Consider the following 15,513-nt stretch of genomic DNA (forward strand, 5'->3'; position numbering starts at 1 on the left):
TATGTATCCAAAAGCATACTTATTTCACGATGCAGACTTGGAAGGGCTAGATCATTTAATTTCAAGTCCAATTACCTTAACTTTTGGTGTTAATCAGCTTTGTAGGAATAAAAAGTCGCATATAGATTTAGCCTGCGCACTAAATCTATATAACGCTTGTAACAAGCCGATTTACCCAAATTATGTCACCTGCATCTACGACTCTAAGCCGCAAGAAATTTTGGCAACCATTTTAAAATTTAATATCTCGGAGTACTGCTATATCAAGTCAGATAAGCACTTTACTCTAGCGAAATCTCTAGTCAACATTAACAGAAAGCTTGAAGGCACAATGCAAAATATCAGCGGGCTTGAAAGCAATATGCGAACTTGTTACAAGATCCTAGAAACCTTTAATCTTCAAATGGCATCGCCTTTGGATTATCAGGAGATTGAAAGCATGTCTCATGTGCTATCGGTTAGAAAAGTTGCTCGATTAAAACTAAATGATTTAATTCGCAAAGAATTTATTGATAATATTTGCCAATATATGGAGGATGTATGAATAACTACTCTGATGTTGAGCTCGAAACGGCTCACAAGCATAGCCTTGCTAATCGCAAGACCATTCAAAAAAGCGAGCAATGTAGTTGCTTCTATTGCTGTTGTGTGTTTCCAGCAACTATGGTTGAGCAATGGTTAAGCGAGGCTAATGGACAAGGTGATACGGGATGGTGCCCAAGATGTGGGGTGGATAGTCTAATTGGTGATGCATCTGGCATTCCACTGACGCCATCGTTTTTAGCAGCTATGAATGGGAAGTATTTCGATGCAGATTGTGCAATTGAAGCAGATGAACTCAAGCCAACTTCGCTGCATTCATCATAGGAGTTAGCTTCGAATAATGTCGCTCAATCATGCCAACACTAGTGCCCATTTGCCTAGCGAGAGTGTGGATATCAACCCCTCTCGCTAAGGCGAATGTGGCATATGTATGACGCAGGCTATATAAGGTTCTATTCTGCCCACCTCCATCGACTCTCATATTGCTACGAACCATTAAGTTGCGAAAAATGTTTTCCATATTGCTGATTTGCTCACCTGTTGGCAATCTAAATATCACAGCATCAACCTTAGCCTCAATCACTGCATTGAGTCCCGAGTAAGGCAGCTTCTGCCACTTCATTACTCGTTCTAACACCTTCACCACAGCAGTTCTTGCTATCAAATATCTGGGTCCCGTCTTACCTGAGACCCATATCCTTAAGTATTTCTTTTCCCCAATCCAATGCCATTGCAAATGCTTCCACTTCAGTGGCAAAGCCTCTGTTCCATGACGAACGCCTGTATTGACCAAAAACTCTATGTAATATACGCACAGCGTTCTCATTAATGCCGTTCTATCTGTATAGCTACTCTTTTGCCACGTCTCTGTATAGCTGAGCAACTCTTTAATTTCTTCCGCTGAAAAAGCAGGGCGGGGTTGGCTCTTTTTACCTTTGCTATCCAATAATGGGACCGCTTGATTAAGTCCAATATAGCCACGATCACGGGCTAGATTAATCACACGAATATAAGCACTGGCGTGATTACGCTTGGTGCTCGCCATGGGAGTCTTGCCCATCTCGGCGATTCGCCAAGCCTCAAAATCTCCCAGCAATTCATTTGTAATTTTGCTGATCTCATATTGCCCAAAAAAGGGAACGAGATATTTGTTAATGGCGAAGGCATAGTCACGATAAGTTCGTTTGCCTGTTTTGTTATCGGTAGCTTGTGCCATATTGGCAATCTCATCTAAAGCTACTTGCCTGAAGGTCTTGGTTGTAACAGCAAGGCCAGCCCCAATCTTAACTTTGACGGTTTCATATATTGAGATAGCTTGGGTTTGAGCAATATCAAGATCTTCTGTAGCAGTAGAAGCGGCATGCCATTGCCCATTGGGCAACTTAAAGCGGCATTGCCATTGCCGACTTTTAGGTCGCTTGAATAGAGTTAGCTCACCCCGTAACAATTTAATTCTTTTTGGTGAGCCTAGGTTTGTATTTGCAGGAAATAGATATTGAAAGTTTTGCAAGTTGAGCGTCTAGTTAAGGGACGCTAGTTAGCTTAATTTCAGATTAGGGTTTGGACGACCTTTAAGACCCTTGAAAATGCTTCTTTGAACTGTAGTAGCATTGTCTTATGTCTGACATATCTGATTTAACTAAAAAACTAATCGAATTTAGAGATGCCCGGGATTGGAAACAGTTTCATAATCCCAAGGATCTTGCTGTTGCGCTATCTATTGAATCAGGCGAACTTCTAGAGGCGTTTCTTTGGAAATCATCCGAACAGGCATCGCAAGAAAAAATCAAAGAGGAGTTAGCTGATGTCCTTGCTTACGCCCTTTTACTTGCCAACGAATGTGGACTAGATGTTGCTGAAATAGTAACTGCGAAGATTGAGGCAAATAATCTTAAATATCCAGCCGATAAAGTCAAAGGTAGCGCCAAGAAGTACAACGAGTCTAACTTCTAGCTCTCAGTCTCTCTTCAAAGTAGGCCTGGGTTTCTGGGTCGGTGCAGAAGATATAGCAACCTTTCATTCCTCGGGTCATTAAAGTTCTGTAAGTATTTCTGATGATGCCGTCGACTTTCTTATTGGCCGCCTCTGGATTTATTTTTAACAGCTTCTTATATCCGCTGATCGATTTATCGGTCTTAGCCCGAGCTTTTGGGTTTGTTATGACATTACCGTCGCGAACTATTAAATCATCCCCAATGATCACGCCCACGTAGTCAACCTCAAGTCCTTGGCATGTGTGAATGCAACCAACCTCTGATACTGAGTCTGGAGCTTGAATCCAGAGCGAGCCATCTGTATCTAAATTCCACTGCATTCCAAAATCATATTCAGGAAGACTAATATCAAAAGCAGACTTATCGCCTCGACTAATCCAATTCCAGCAGTAGCCAGCAACCATCCTGGCTTTATTGTTAATTTTGTTTTTCTCAAAGATTAATTCCTTGAGCTCATTGGGTGTTGATAGAACCTGAAAGTCATATTCAAGTTCATCTAGCGTCTTGTTGGCCGTTTCTCTAATTGCCAAAACATCATCTAGCCAAGCCAAATAACCGTCAGAGCCATTGCATCTAAATTGAGACTCCAGCGCCAAATGATGAACCTTGGCACCTTCAAGTTTTGCCCATCTCTCAATTTCTTCTTTGCTGCCAATATCACTAAAGGTTACTTTCTGGTCTTCATCTATAAAAAAGATTGAGAGCTTGCTGGAGTGAATAATTTCCTTAACCTGGTTCTCGCCAATATTTTTAAACATTCCAGATTTTTCATTGAGGCGATGCGCCTCATCCACAATCAACACATCAAATGCATTTTTCTCTAGCGAATGAAATGATCCTGACCCAGAAAATAAATTAGATATGGCCGACTTTCTCATTGAGCCAGTCAACTTAGCCTCATATACCGCCCGAGGTGCCGCATTCTTAGTGATGTATTGAGCCACCAAACGTAACTGCTGAATGATATTAACCAATAGGTTTACGGCTACTACTGACTTTCCGGTTCCGGGGCCACCTTGAACAATCAATACATTCTTGTTTGTTGGAGAAGATTCTTTTGCTAATTTTATAGCGGTTTCATATACCAGCTTCTGCTCATCTAGCATGATGAATTCAGGGTTGCCAGCAATCATTTTTGCTAAGCTATCGGCAAGACTCTTCGAGGGCTTAATCTTGCCGTTTTCAATCCGGAACATTAAATCGGACTTATCCCCATACTTTACAAAGCCCTTGATGAATGCCTTGAGCCTTTCTTTCTCTGACTTGCCTTTGAGAAATACTGGGGCTTTTTCAAGGTAAGGCTGATAAAAGCTATTTGTTATAACGCTATCTTCAATGTAGTTATGAAGATAAGCACAAGGAGAGAGGTGAATATTGTCGGTGTAGACAGTTTCATTGAGCTGGTTTAATAGCTCGCTATAAGACCATGCCTGATATGAGGGGTGACTTGTTTCAGCTACCCCATGCTGAAACCTTGTTTTAACAATGGCATCTTTGTCCGTTAGCTCTGCCGCCTCCCATTGCTTTAACTCAATAATAACTACTTGATCTTTTTTTTCGTGATTCTGCCCGGTCAATATGAAATCAATTCTTTTGGATGTCTGTGGGATTGAATATTCAATGCTTACCCCCGCATCATTAGGTATTTCAACGTCATCTAAAACTGCGCCCATATACCTCATGGATTCTTGCCAAGACCTAAGCTCATTCTTAGCTACACGATGCCCAGTCTTTGCTTGATATGTTGCCTCAATGATTTCGTGAATTTCATTTGAGAGCAAATGCTTTATGAAGCGTTCTTTGTTGGATTGATAGATGATCATCTTATATTTCACCCATCCCACAACTCTTTAAGAAATCATAAGTTTGGTCGTAGTAAGATTTTTGTCTTGTTGGATCCAAGTCATCTCCTTCCGGAACAAAGATCACCATCCCTTGTCTGCCACGAGTAAGCAATACACGATAAGAGTTTGTAATGTACTTTTGTTTTTCCAGATCATGAACCGACTGCCACTTAGACCCAGAGAAGTTATAGGTTGCCCACCTCCCGTCTTCGATTCTAAAGTTGGCGTCCCAACAGACACCAACCCAATCTATCTCCAGGCCTTGAATATCAAATTCAGTGGCAACATCTTCAAGATAATGGGAAGAGCGTATGTCAGTCTTGCCCTTAAGAAACCAGTGAATTGGATCTATTTCGCCCTTAACAAAAATTCCAGACGGCTTTAAACGTATAGCATTTGATGAGGCAACTAAACCTATGCGCTCACTTCCTCTAGCCCAGCCCCTCAGAGCACTTCTAGCCACCTCCAAATTACGAGTCAAATAAATTGGGTAGCGAGTTAAATGTCCCTTTATCTCCCTTGCCTTGATTGAGTCACCCGAAATGACGGCGCTTACAAATGCAGATAATTTCTCAGCCCTAAATGATCTTAATGAGACGGACAAATTTAAGTCGGGTTCAAGATGCAATTTAAGGGGGCCTTGATCTTCGAGCCACTCCCTACTTAGCGCGTAATCAGATTTGAAAATTTCATTAGAAAAATGGATTTCCCAATCTTTATAGCTTTCTTTTAATGCGGAAATCCACTCGATGATTCCGCCTTCACCAGTATTGATCTCTTGACCACCGCCAATTAAACAAACCACCACACACCAATCCTTATGGCGATTCATCACGGACAATAAAAAATCAGGCTCAGACATGGAAAAGTTATCCTGCCCACGCTTACGCTTCATAAAAGAGGATGCCTGCTCCTCATTCCAAGCTCTCTGGGCTTCATCAAATATCACAACCTTTTCAATGGGCGGCTCATTAGAGGCTAGATTGTCGTCACGAAAATGATGAATATTTTGAATAAATGCAGATGCCTTTTGCTCCGCAGGCTTTCGTTTGATTCTTTCGTCTTTTGGCAAAGAATCATTCTCAGCCAATTGATCTTGTACTAATGCCTCTCGCAATACGGCAACTAATGGGCCATTGCCGGATAAAAAAACGGCATGCTCGTTTTCTAAATAGTGCATACGCTCTATAGCAATATTCAATCCAGCCAAACTTTTACCCGCGCCCGGTGCGCCCGTAATTAAACAAATTACTTTCTTATTGTTTGCCTTTGCATCATCAATCACCCTTGAAACTTGGGCGCAAGTCTTTGTAAGATTTATTGCGCCAGCATCAGACCGTGATATTTCTTCAACCTTATGTCCTTTATATAAGGCCTGAGCAGCCTCAACTATCGTTGGAGTTGGGTGATAGGCTGAACTTATCCATGACTCAGCATCTAGAACTGACTTTGGCAATGAATTTGAAACAAACGACAAAATACTCAATAAGTTCTCTGAGTTAGCCAATATTGGAGTTGCAATCCCATCGGCCCCAATCTCTAGCTTAGGGCTTTTATTAGGGGCATCCGTAGCAATCAGTATCGGAACAATGTTTAGATTATGACTGGCTTTATGAAAGTTTTTTAAGTCCAGAGCATAGTCATAGGCTTGATCGATTGAAGTAGAGTCATATGACTTAGCGCCTACTTTGTATTCCATTACCAAGATTGCGCCATTTAATATCAGAATGGCGTCTACGCGCCTACCAATCCTGGGTATTTCAAACTCAAGCAGCAGGGTTACACCTGGGAAGCCTGCCAATACCTGCTTTAAGTCTTTAATCTGCCTAAGCCAGGCATTAATCTGCTGCTGCTCTAATTGCCTAAACTTATGTTGATTGATTAATTGCCCCAGAACCTCGTCTTCTGAAGTTTGTATAAATTGACAAGCTTCTGCCTTATATGCAAAGCGATTAGATAAATTCATTTCTATTATTTTTAATGATTAGTTCATTTTATGCACATTTGCCCTTGCAATGAGAATTTCTTGGCTGGTTGTCCTATTAAGGCTTTGGGCTTACTGTTGCAGCGATAGTTTTACTGTCAGTTTTTTTGATGACAATTTCCAAACTTCGCAATAGATTGCTCGCCCAACTAGGCTCCACACAAAAAACCCCATCAAGACCGGCGAGTCACCCACCCATCTTTTCTCACTGGGATCTCCCAGACCAAGGGACAGCAACAGTTCGCTTTCTGCCAGATGGCAATCCTGACAATCCATTCTTTTGGGTGGAAAGGGCAATGATTAGACTTCCCTTTAACGGCGTTCGGGGACAAAACGAATCTAAGCCATCGGTGGTTTACGTCCCCTGCATGGAAATGTGGAATGAGACTTGCCCCATTCTTGCCGAAGTCAGGGCTTGGCTTAAAGAACCCCAATTAGAGGAAATGGGGCGCAAATATTGGAAAAAGCGCACCTATCTCTTCCATGGTTTTGTCTGCCAAAGTGATCTCATAGAACCTGAAAAACCAGCAAATCCTATTCGCCGTTTTGTAGTCAGTCCCCAACTTTTCAACCCAATTCGAGCTGGGCTCCTAAATCCTAATATTGATGAATTACCTACCGACTACGTAAAAGGGCTGGACTTCAAGATAGTTAAAACCCATCTTAACGGCTTCGCAGATTACAGCAAAAGTGACTGGATTTACAGGGAATCGGCTTTAAATGAAAAAGAGAAGCAAGTGCTCACATCCTTTGAAATCCATAATATAGATAGACATCTTCCAAAGAAGCCCAACGAGCAAGAGCAAAGGGTTATTTGGGAGATGTTTGAGGCAAGCATTGATGGAGAAACTTACAACCCAGAAAAATGGGGTGAATTCTACAAACCCAGGGGCTTCTGATTTGTCGTGCTTCCCGACAAGGGAGCTGAACAGAGGATAAGAAATCTTCTTTCGGTAGGGGTCTCGTAACTAGACGCTCAGCTCTTCTTGATTCAAAAGGGATTTTCTACTGGCAAGGTATTTGACGCCTTTGGCTCCATAGTTTTCAGTATGGATTTGATTTGGCAACAGATGAAATACATCGCCCGCCAAGAAAGTGCTTTTTATACCGCCGATGATGATATCAATTTGACCTTCAAGTACCAGGGCTTGAACTTCGTATGGATGTGAATGTAGATCCAAAAAACCACCTACTTCACGCTCTACAAATACTGGCTCGGGAAACCCCTCTTTTACTAACTTATCTAAAAATACTTCTTGCTTCATTTGTTTGGTAACCATCATTTATCAATCTTTATTGTAGTTACTTTGCTGCTTTGCAAAAATGATCCAGGTCACACTAAACCATCGAAACCCCTTTGATTCTTAAGCGCCTCGTAAATAGACTCCTGGCTTAATTGCAATTGAAGCCGCCATATCCATTCGGCATACATGTTTTGGACATTGGCGCTACTGTTTGAGGTCTATTGGGATCAGGCATTCCTTGCAGCTGAATTTGCTGGCGAGGCTGTTGATTTACGTTTCCTTGTTGTTGAATTGGCGCTGGAGTCTGCTGCCAGGCGGGGACGCCTTGCATACATTGCTGGGGATTTTGCTGATACTGGCAACTATTCCAATCGGGGGCTTGAGCCCACGCTGGCGCACTCAATAATAAAAAGGTAAGAAGTAGCTTATTCATATGGGCTCCCATTTGTTAATTTCTCATACTTAGAAAATAATTACAGAATTCATTATCGTTTAAGTACGTCAGGGTAGAATAATTTCAACACTCATCATTAATTGGACGCACCATGAAATATCTATTTTTTGCCCTAGCAGTCCTCATGTGCAATTTTGCTGTGCCCGCATATTCCCAGCCCCAAACTCAGCCTTACAGTCAGAGTGAGCCAACTGGTAAGCCATTATTGGATCTCGGAACCGCACATTCAGACACCAACTCAAGCCCGCCAATTAATCCAAATCTAAAACCTGCTTCAAAAGGCGACATTACAGATAACATTTCAGCCTTTTTTGCCGATAAAAATGTGCGTCGTGTTGGTCTTCTTCTAGCCATCATTGCGCTTGGTTACAACAGATTCAAAAGAAAAAAGTTGGCAGAACGGTCAAAGCCGTGAAATGCTTTGTTGCTGCCATTCTTCTATTGGTAGCGATAAACGCCAATGCAGAGTTGTGGAATGCGGCCGTTACATCAGAAACCGGCACAACCTTCTTCTATGATCCAACCAACATTATTAGAGATGGGAATATGGTGAGGTATTGGGAATTGGAAAACTACTCCAAACCATTGATAGCTGGCAATATCATCCTGCTCTCATCAAAAATTCAAATGCTTGTGGATTGTCAAAATAAGAAATATAAGAACCTTAATATTTTTGATTACAACAAATCTTTTGCTACTGGTGATTTAGTACATATTGATTTGACTGGAAACCACCCCTGGAATCTAATTACACCGGGCTCAGTTGATAACGCATTATTTGATTTTGTTTGCAAAGCTTCGCCTAATTAAGGGGTATGACCATGAAAAAACTATTAGCCGTGATTTTGGTATTCATTGTCACAAATTCCTATGCTGGCAACACCTCTTACTCTTGTGTAGTTAAGTATGCAGGCGAAGTAACAAATGCAGGGGATATGGACTATGCCACCAATGTTAATAAAGGAAAAAATGGCATGCTCTCTTCATATATTGGCACCAAATTTACAGTTGATAAAATTACTGGCACAGTAATTGGAGAGATAGTTAGCAATCAAAGCGCCAATGCAATCAAGACTGAAATTTTGAGCAACGGTAACGGAGGAAATGCTTTTAGACTAATTACTAGATTCGGGCCAAACCCATCAATCTTGTATTTGCAAATCAATGACTATCCTGCATATAAGAATGGGGATGAAAGCCCTTTTATAGGATTCAGATGGGGTGAGTCGATCTCGGGCAGCTGCAAATGATCCACAAGCTCAAATTTACTAAATAGGCGTCCCGTAACTAGACGCCTAATAAATTTGTTCTATTTGGAACAGACAATAACTAATCCTCTATCTATCGAGGCTTGATGGAATGAGGATGAAAGCTGATTGTTTGGTTATTCGACTACAACAGTTTTAATCTTCGCCATCCACTAAGGTCCAGATTCTCTTTAATGGCAATTCTGATTTGATTGTTTGATCTAGATTTTCGTAATTCTCTAAAATTTGCTCAATCAGATCGTTTGCATCCCATAGCCTTACCTTAAAGAATTGGGATGGGACCTCCCGATATACAGAAGACTTAAAACCTGACCACGATACAAACAATCCTTTTTCGGCTTGTGAATTCTGAATCGCTCCAATGAGTTGAGTGAGCTCTGGCCTATCTGATGGGACATCGCCAGACTTAACCTGTACACAAATCTTTGGGCTTTCAAAACCTAATGATCCTTTGGCGGCAAGAATATCAATTCCCTTGTCAGGGCCTTCGGGGCTTAAGTAGGTTGTATAGCCCTGCGCTTTCAATACCGCATCTACCAATCTTGCTAAACCATGGCCCTTAAATTTTTGAATAATGAATTTGGCAATTAAGTCTCTTGTGTATTGCTCAATGTCGAAATTGCCAGTCTCTTCCACCTCTTCTACTGCTTCATTCTGAGCTTGCTTACCAGTTGTCGGCGGTGCTTGAGTAATTGTTATGTTTGCAATTGGGTTATCAAAACCATTCTTAAACATTGCCCTGATCCTTGCCTCGGCATTATTTCTCTTAATTTCGCATACAGTCAGAAACGCCCCCATGGAATAGAGCAAATCTTGATCAAAAGCCCCCCTAGGTACATCTTGATTTAACCAACGAACCTCGCGGAAGTGTCGATAGTCATAATCAGCTGATTGATCGTACTTATAAGGAGATTGGATTTCCGCAAGCGCGATTGTGCCTTTACCTTTTTTGGGCATCACAACCCAATCCTTATCTTTCATTGCCAAGGTAAATGCCCAAATTTGGCCAGACCAATTACCTATCTTTCTTGATGGCTCGCCTTGATAGTTGGCTTGAATGATTTCTTTAACCTGTTCGTAATCTTTAGCTACAGCTAAATCGATGGCTTCCAAACCACCCCAAGTTAGGTATATACGGTTGTCATTAAGGAATCTATCCTCATGTTCTCCATACTTGCCTGCTCGAATTAGCCAAATTGCCATTTTGTTACCTCGTTATTATTTTTATCAGTTTATACCTTAACCCATTCTTAATGCATAGGGTTGCCCAGCACACCTAAAGGTGGGAAGATTAACGAAACACATGGGGAGTCTTTATGCTTTCGGCTGCAGCAATCATCATTGGGATAATCACCTTCTACATAAAACTAAATAAAGACTCTGAAGTAGCTGCCTATAGAGAAACGATTGCTTACATGGATAGGCATGCTGACGTCTTAAGGGAGCAGTGGGAGCTAATTCAAGCAAATGATGCCGATCAAAAGGTAATTAAATTATTCTTGAATAGACTTGAGCAAATGGCCTTGCTAGTGAACAAGAAGGCCTTTGATAATGAACTTGTTTATAGCTCTTATTGGGAACTATATTGCAAGCCGCTCGAACAGAAATGTGTAGAAGATTTTTTTATAGCCTCAAGAATTAAAGATAGGCATATCTATTCTGAATATAAAAAACTTTCAGAAACTTGGGGGACAAGAATTCAAGAAGAACAGAGCGGTGATACTTTATCGAGCGTCCCGTAACTAGACGCCGACTTAATTTGTTCCGTTTGGAACAAGCAATTAACCATCCTCTATCTATAGAGACCTTTATCACGGCCATCAGAAGCCAAATCTAGTTTTCTGGAATTTGGTGGAATCCATATTTCTTGATAGTACAGAGGTTGATTCTGGCCAATATATGCAAACACTTGCAAAAATTGACACATGATGCCTGTTTTAATTTTTAATCTTTGCTGAATATCTTTAGATGGCAACTTTATTTCAAGATGCTGAATAAGCCTGCCTACTGGTTGATGGGTGTTATTCCATATGATTTCTTTAAAATTTTCACCTGATAACTTTTTAAGTGATAACTTTTTGAACTCCGTAAATTTGTGAACATTAATCCAGAAAGAACTGTAAGCAAAGAATTCATTTCCAATATCAAGAATGCGATCTATCTTGTAGGTATCTTTTTTGCCCACATGTTCAGTCCACACTCCTTCACCGTGAGCCAGCTCTCTAGATATCACTGTGGAATAAACGGGTAAATATGAACGACCAGAGTCGTCAATAAACCTACAATGCAATGGAGCATGCATCCTGCCCAAATCACCACTGGCCAAGAATGATCCCGCCCCCTGGCGACGTAGGATTACGCCATCTTCAACCAACATCCTAAATGCACGCTGAATTGTTCCAAGTGAAATAGGTAACTCTTGGGCCCACCGCGCTTCAGTCATTAGGCGCATTCCAGATGGCCATACACCACTTGATGCCATGTCGATAATCGCATCCCGCAGCGCAATATATTTGGGCACTCCTGGGCGTGAATGCTTATTTAAAACTGCTAAGAACTCTTTTAGATCAGGTGATTTACTCATCAGACTATTTTAGCCATCATTGGCTCATTTAACTATTACTATATAGTAATATAGTATTTAATAGAATTTCAACTGGTTAAAGATAGGAGTTGTATGGCAAATAATTTTCTCGTCATCATGTCGGACGAACACAATCCAAAGGTTCTTGGAAAATCTGGCCACCCAATCATACAAACCCCAAATCTAGATGCTCTTGCAAAGACGGGGACCGTTTTTGAGCACACTTACACAACTAGTCCTGTTTGCATACCTGCTCGAGCAGGATTTGCAACTGGAAAATACATCAATCAAATTGGATTTTGGGATAACGCTGATGCATACGATGGCTCAATTCCCTCCTGGCATCACATTATCAGAGACCAGGGGTTTAACGTAACCTCAATTGGAAAACTACATTTTCGTGAATACGAAGAAGATCATGGCTTTACTGAAGAACAAATTCCTATGCATATTCTCAAGGGAAAAGGGGACTTGCTCGGACTTGTGCGCGACGATCTGCCTAAGCGTGGCGGCTCAAAAAAAATGGCAGCGTTAGCTGGGCCAGGAGAATCACAATACACGTTCTACGATAAAGAAATTTGCTCCAAAGCCCAAATCTGGTTACATGAGCAGGCAACCAAAGAGCGGGCTGTAGATAAGCCCTGGGTTCTTTTTGTTTCGTTTGTAGCGCCACACTTTCCACTAACAGCGCCCCCAGAACATTATTACAAATACTGGGGCAAAGAATTACCAATGCCATTAATGTATGCGCGGGAAGAGCGCCCCAATCATCCTTATTTAGAGGATTACAGGAATTCATTTTGTTATGACGACTACTTTGAAAATGAAGACCAAGTCAAGCGCGCTCTATGCGGCTACTTTGGTTTAGTTTCCTATCTAGATGAGAATGTGGGAAAGATCCTGACTACCTTGCAAGATCTTGGCTTTGCAGACAATACCAACATAATTTACACAAGTGATCACGGAGACAACTTAGGTGCTCGCGGTCTGTGGGGCAAATCAACGATGTTTGAAGAAATTGCAGGTGTGCCCTTAATTATGGCTGGCCCAGATGTTCCAAAAGGGCTTCGTATTGAAACGCCGGTAAGTCACGTAGATTGCTTCCCAACCATTCTTGAAGGGGTTGGAATTAATTTTAATTCCGTTAAAGATGGTCATCTAGGGGTATCACTGTTTGATATTGCAAATGGTTACAAGCCCGACAGAACTGTACTTTCCGAATATCACGGTATGGGCTCTACAACTGGGGCCTATGCCATTAGAAATGGCAAATGGAAATATGTATATTACGCAAAGTACCCAGCTCAATTGTTTGATCTTGAAAGCGATCCAAATGAAACAACGGATCTTGGGCAGAACCCAGATTACAAACATATTCTTAGTGAGTGTCACTTAAAACTTCTGAGTGTTTGCGATCCTGATGAGACTGACAGAAGGGCCAAAGCAAGACAGGCTGAAAATTTAGCAGCAAATGGCGGGCGAGAGGCTGTGATTGCCCGTGGGGATATTGGATTTACTCCAGCACCTGGCGCTGCAGCAGACTTCCTTTAATACGAAAATTGATTGGAGAAGAGATGCAAACGAATCTGGTATTGAAATTTACTACCTCGCTATTGACTAGCTTTTTACTAATTACTCCTGCGTTGGGCGCCCCATGGCCCGAAAGGCCAATAAAAATTATTGTCCCTTATCCTCCTGGAGGCGGAGTGGATGGTGTAGCGAGAACGTATGCACAAAGACTCGGTGAAATTCTCAACACCACCGTCTTAGTAGAAAATAAAGCAGGCGCCTCAGGCGCTATTGGGGCCGATCTAGTTGCTAAAAGTGCGCCTGATGGATATACCCTTTTAATAGCGTCACCTGCAGAAGTTGTGGTTGGACCTAGTGCAGGTCAAAAAGTACCCTATGATTCAAAAGTTGATTTAATTCCTATCTCCTTAATCGGGGAAACGCCTCTAGTAATTGCAGCGCACCCAAGCGTTCCCGCCAAAAATCTAAACGAGTTTATTGTTTTAGCAAAAGCTAACCCTGGAAAGTATTCTTATGGAACACCGGGCAATGGCAGTTCAATGCAATTTGCTGGTGAATCATTAAATGCTATTGCTGGAATTGATATTTTGCATATCCCTTACAAAGGGGCTGCTCCAGCAACAGCAGATGTGCTAGGTGGGCAAATTCCAATAGCGATCGTAGGAATGCCGCCAACAATTGCTCACGCAAAAAATGGGAAAATTACAATCCTTGCGGTCACAAGTGAAAAAAGGTCTGCTGCAATGCCTGACGTTCTGACGGTAGCTGAACAGCCTGGTATGAAGGGGTATAGGTTTACTAATTGGATGGGACTTTTTGTTCCTGCCAAAACGCCTAATGAAATTACAAATAAACTAGCTTCGGCAACCGCTAAGATTGTTAAAGAACCTGCAATTCGGGATAAGTTACTCTCGCAGGGTGTAGAGCCGATTGGCAGCTCGCCTAAAGAATTTTCTGAATTTTTGAAGCAGGAATATACGACCTATTCCAAGATTGCCACCGATCGTAATATCAAGATGAACGAATAAAAATTTATCAGCGTCCCGCAACTAGACGCTGAATTTTATTGTTATGAATCGAACATAAATTAATTGGCCAAAACGACGCTGCGGATGCCAACTCGGGGATATAGGAAACCGCTCAGAGCCAATGAATTCGGTGCTTGTAGGGCGGTAGGTCGCAACCAGCTTAGACCCAATGTGCAGAACTGTTTTAGTCCTCTATCCTACGTTTTCAATCCTCTGCTCTACCGACTGAGCTACCAAGCCAAGACTGAGGATTATAACGAATTGGCTTAGGGTTTCATCAAATTTCCCTAAGGGGTCCCTATATAGCTGATTTTTCTGAAACCTTCGGACCGGCTACCCCTATTAAATGGGCTTTTAGCTTTCGCCCTTATTGCGGGAAGTATCAATTCCTAGGGCCTTTAGCTTGCGATACAAGTGTGTTCTTTCTAAGCCGGTGTACTCTGAAATCTTGGTCATGCTGCCGCCCATGATTTGCATTTGGTGTTCAAAATACGCTTTCTCAAACAAATCTCTTGCCTCTCTTAGAGGGAGATCGTAATAGGTTTTTGCAATTCCACTGATGAACTCGCCTTCAGTTTGTGTGTGCGCAGGTTCTACAGCAACATGCTTTGGTGCGGCCATTGCGCTTGAGCTTGACTGCACGGCGCGCTCTTGTTCTGGCTCCACATACTTAGGGGAACTCTCTAAAGCCTTACTGACCGTCTTCAAAAGTTTTTGTAAGGCGATTGGCTTTTCTAAAAAGTTGAGTGCGCCAATACGCGTAGCCTCAACAGCAGTATCAATTGTTGCGTGGCCAGACATCATCACTACAGGCATCGTGAGCTGGCCCGTGTTCGACCACTCTTTTAATAAAGTAATGCCATCAGTGTCGGGCATCCAAATATCTAGCAAGACAAGGTCAGGGCGCATTTGCTCACGAATAGTACGTGCCTGAATGGCGCTCTCTGCAGAGTAGACGGTATGACCTTCATCAGTGAGGATCTCATTGAGAAGCTCACGAATTCCCATCTCGTCATCAACAACCAAAATACTAGCCATTA

At 42.0% G+C, this 15,513-nt stretch carries 18 protein-coding genes; 10 read left to right on the forward strand and 8 right to left on the reverse strand.

What is annotated here, in order from left to right; translation table 11 throughout:
- The first annotated feature begins 1 nt into the window (after position 1).
- Together ICN36_RS01745 and ICN36_RS01750 are read left to right on the forward strand one after the other, a co-directional pair.
- Complete coding sequence (locus tag ICN36_RS01745; protein WP_216226729.1) at positions 2 to 544, forward strand: hypothetical protein; 543 nt, start codon at positions 2 to 4, stop codon at positions 542 to 544.
- Positions 541 to 867: a cytoplasmic protein gene (locus tag ICN36_RS01750; RefSeq protein ID WP_216226730.1), complete on the forward strand. Its 327-nt coding sequence runs from the start codon at positions 541 to 543 to the stop codon at positions 865 to 867. Before ICN36_RS01745 ends, ICN36_RS01750 begins: the two co-directional genes overlap by 4 nt.
- On the opposite strand, the gene ICN36_RS01755 is transcribed toward ICN36_RS01750, so the two are convergent.
- Positions 839 to 2,053, reverse strand: a complete 1,215-nt coding sequence (locus tag ICN36_RS01755; protein WP_216226731.1) for a tyrosine-type recombinase/integrase — start codon at positions 2,051 to 2,053, stop codon at positions 839 to 841. The genes ICN36_RS01750 and ICN36_RS01755 overlap by 29 nt on opposite strands.
- Positions 2,054 to 2,160: 107 nt before the next feature.
- On the opposite strand from ICN36_RS01755, the gene ICN36_RS01760 reads away from it, so the two are divergent.
- Positions 2,161 to 2,496: a nucleotide pyrophosphohydrolase gene (locus ICN36_RS01760; protein ID WP_216862010.1), complete on the forward strand. Its 336-nt coding sequence runs from the start codon at positions 2,161 to 2,163 to the stop codon at positions 2,494 to 2,496.
- Here the strand turns inward: ICN36_RS01760 and ICN36_RS01765 are convergent.
- Together ICN36_RS01765 and ICN36_RS01770 are read right to left on the reverse strand one after the other, a co-directional pair.
- Positions 2,486 to 4,372 carry a DNA/RNA helicase domain-containing protein gene (locus ICN36_RS01765; RefSeq protein WP_370623375.1) on the reverse strand — a complete coding sequence of 629 codons (1,887 nt, stop codon included), beginning with the start codon at positions 4,370 to 4,372 and terminating at the stop codon, positions 2,486 to 2,488. The two genes, ICN36_RS01760 and ICN36_RS01765, sit on opposite strands and share 11 nt — an antisense overlap.
- Positions 4,362 to 6,347, reverse strand: coding sequence for a DUF2075 domain-containing protein (locus ICN36_RS01770; RefSeq protein ID WP_216226732.1), 1,986 nt, complete (start codon positions 6,345 to 6,347; stop codon positions 4,362 to 4,364). Before ICN36_RS01770 ends, ICN36_RS01765 begins: the two co-directional genes overlap by 11 nt.
- A 386-nt stretch (positions 6,348 to 6,733) precedes the next feature.
- Here ICN36_RS01770 and ICN36_RS01775 point away from each other — a divergent pair, with 386 nt between their 5' ends.
- Positions 6,734 to 7,264 (forward strand): hypothetical protein, encoded by a 531-nt coding sequence (locus tag ICN36_RS01775; protein WP_216226733.1) that lies wholly within the window; start codon positions 6,734 to 6,736, stop codon positions 7,262 to 7,264.
- 69 nt (positions 7,265 to 7,333) lie between these two features.
- Here ICN36_RS01775 and ICN36_RS01780 read toward each other — a convergent pair whose 3' ends face one another.
- Together ICN36_RS01780 and ICN36_RS01785 are read right to left on the reverse strand one after the other, a co-directional pair.
- Positions 7,334 to 7,648 (reverse strand): cupin, encoded by a 315-nt coding sequence (locus ICN36_RS01780; RefSeq protein WP_216226734.1) that lies wholly within the window; start codon positions 7,646 to 7,648, stop codon positions 7,334 to 7,336.
- A 109-nt stretch (positions 7,649 to 7,757) separates the two neighbouring features.
- A complete protein-coding gene (locus ICN36_RS01785) occupies positions 7,758 to 8,042 on the reverse strand; it encodes a hypothetical protein (RefSeq protein WP_216226735.1) in 285 nt (94 codons plus the stop codon).
- A gap of 112 nt (positions 8,043 to 8,154) precedes the next feature.
- On the opposite strand from ICN36_RS01785, the gene ICN36_RS01790 reads away from it, so the two are divergent.
- The 3 genes from ICN36_RS01790 to ICN36_RS01800 are packed head-to-tail and all read left to right on the forward strand — an operon-like array spanning position 8,155 to position 9,313.
- The gene (locus tag ICN36_RS01790; protein WP_216226736.1) at positions 8,155 to 8,478 is read left to right on the forward strand and encodes a hypothetical protein; all 324 of its coding nucleotides are present in this window, start codon (positions 8,155 to 8,157) and stop codon (positions 8,476 to 8,478) included.
- Positions 8,475 to 8,873, forward strand: a complete 399-nt coding sequence (locus ICN36_RS01795) for a surface-adhesin E family protein (RefSeq protein ID WP_216226737.1) — start codon at positions 8,475 to 8,477, stop codon at positions 8,871 to 8,873. The genes ICN36_RS01790 and ICN36_RS01795 overlap by 4 nt, the downstream gene beginning before the upstream one ends.
- An 11-nt stretch (positions 8,874 to 8,884) precedes the next feature.
- On the forward strand, positions 8,885 to 9,313 hold the full coding sequence (locus ICN36_RS01800) for a hypothetical protein (protein ID WP_216226738.1): 429 nt from the start codon (positions 8,885 to 8,887) through the stop codon (positions 9,311 to 9,313).
- A 153-nt stretch (positions 9,314 to 9,466) separates the two neighbouring features.
- On the opposite strand, the gene ICN36_RS01805 is transcribed toward ICN36_RS01800, so the two are convergent.
- Positions 9,467 to 10,534 carry a restriction endonuclease gene (locus ICN36_RS01805; RefSeq protein WP_216226739.1) on the reverse strand — a complete coding sequence of 356 codons (1,068 nt, stop codon included), beginning with the start codon at positions 10,532 to 10,534 and terminating at the stop codon, positions 9,467 to 9,469.
- Positions 10,535 to 10,647: 113 nt separating this feature from the next.
- Between ICN36_RS01805 and ICN36_RS01810 the strand changes: the two genes are divergently transcribed.
- Positions 10,648 to 11,073 carry a hypothetical protein gene (locus tag ICN36_RS01810; RefSeq protein ID WP_216226740.1) on the forward strand — a complete coding sequence of 142 codons (426 nt, stop codon included), beginning with the start codon at positions 10,648 to 10,650 and terminating at the stop codon, positions 11,071 to 11,073.
- Positions 11,074 to 11,123: 50 nt separating this feature from the next.
- Here ICN36_RS01810 and ICN36_RS01815 read toward each other — a convergent pair whose 3' ends face one another.
- The gene (locus ICN36_RS01815) at positions 11,124 to 11,915 is read right to left on the reverse strand and encodes a GntR family transcriptional regulator (protein ID WP_216226741.1); all 792 of its coding nucleotides are present in this window, start codon (positions 11,913 to 11,915) and stop codon (positions 11,124 to 11,126) included.
- Between the two features lie 93 nt (positions 11,916 to 12,008).
- On the opposite strand from ICN36_RS01815, the gene ICN36_RS01820 reads away from it, so the two are divergent.
- Together ICN36_RS01820 and ICN36_RS01825 are read left to right on the forward strand one after the other, a co-directional pair.
- Positions 12,009 to 13,466 (forward strand): sulfatase-like hydrolase/transferase, encoded by a 1,458-nt coding sequence (locus ICN36_RS01820; RefSeq protein WP_216226742.1) that lies wholly within the window; start codon positions 12,009 to 12,011, stop codon positions 13,464 to 13,466.
- A 23-nt stretch (positions 13,467 to 13,489) separates the two neighbouring features.
- A complete protein-coding gene (locus ICN36_RS01825) occupies positions 13,490 to 14,473 on the forward strand; it encodes a tripartite tricarboxylate transporter substrate binding protein (RefSeq protein WP_216226743.1) in 984 nt (327 codons plus the stop codon).
- Positions 14,474 to 14,827: 354 nt separating this feature from the next.
- On the opposite strand, the gene ICN36_RS01830 is transcribed toward ICN36_RS01825, so the two are convergent.
- The gene (locus ICN36_RS01830) at positions 14,828 to 15,511 is read right to left on the reverse strand and encodes a response regulator (RefSeq protein WP_216226744.1); all 684 of its coding nucleotides are present in this window, start codon (positions 15,509 to 15,511) and stop codon (positions 14,828 to 14,830) included.
- Positions 15,512 to 15,513: the final 2 nt, after the last annotated feature.

Origin of the sequence: Polynucleobacter sp. UK-Gri1-W3, assembly GCF_018881595.1 — a bacterium.
Taxonomy (GTDB): domain Bacteria; phylum Pseudomonadota; class Gammaproteobacteria; order Burkholderiales; family Burkholderiaceae; genus Polynucleobacter.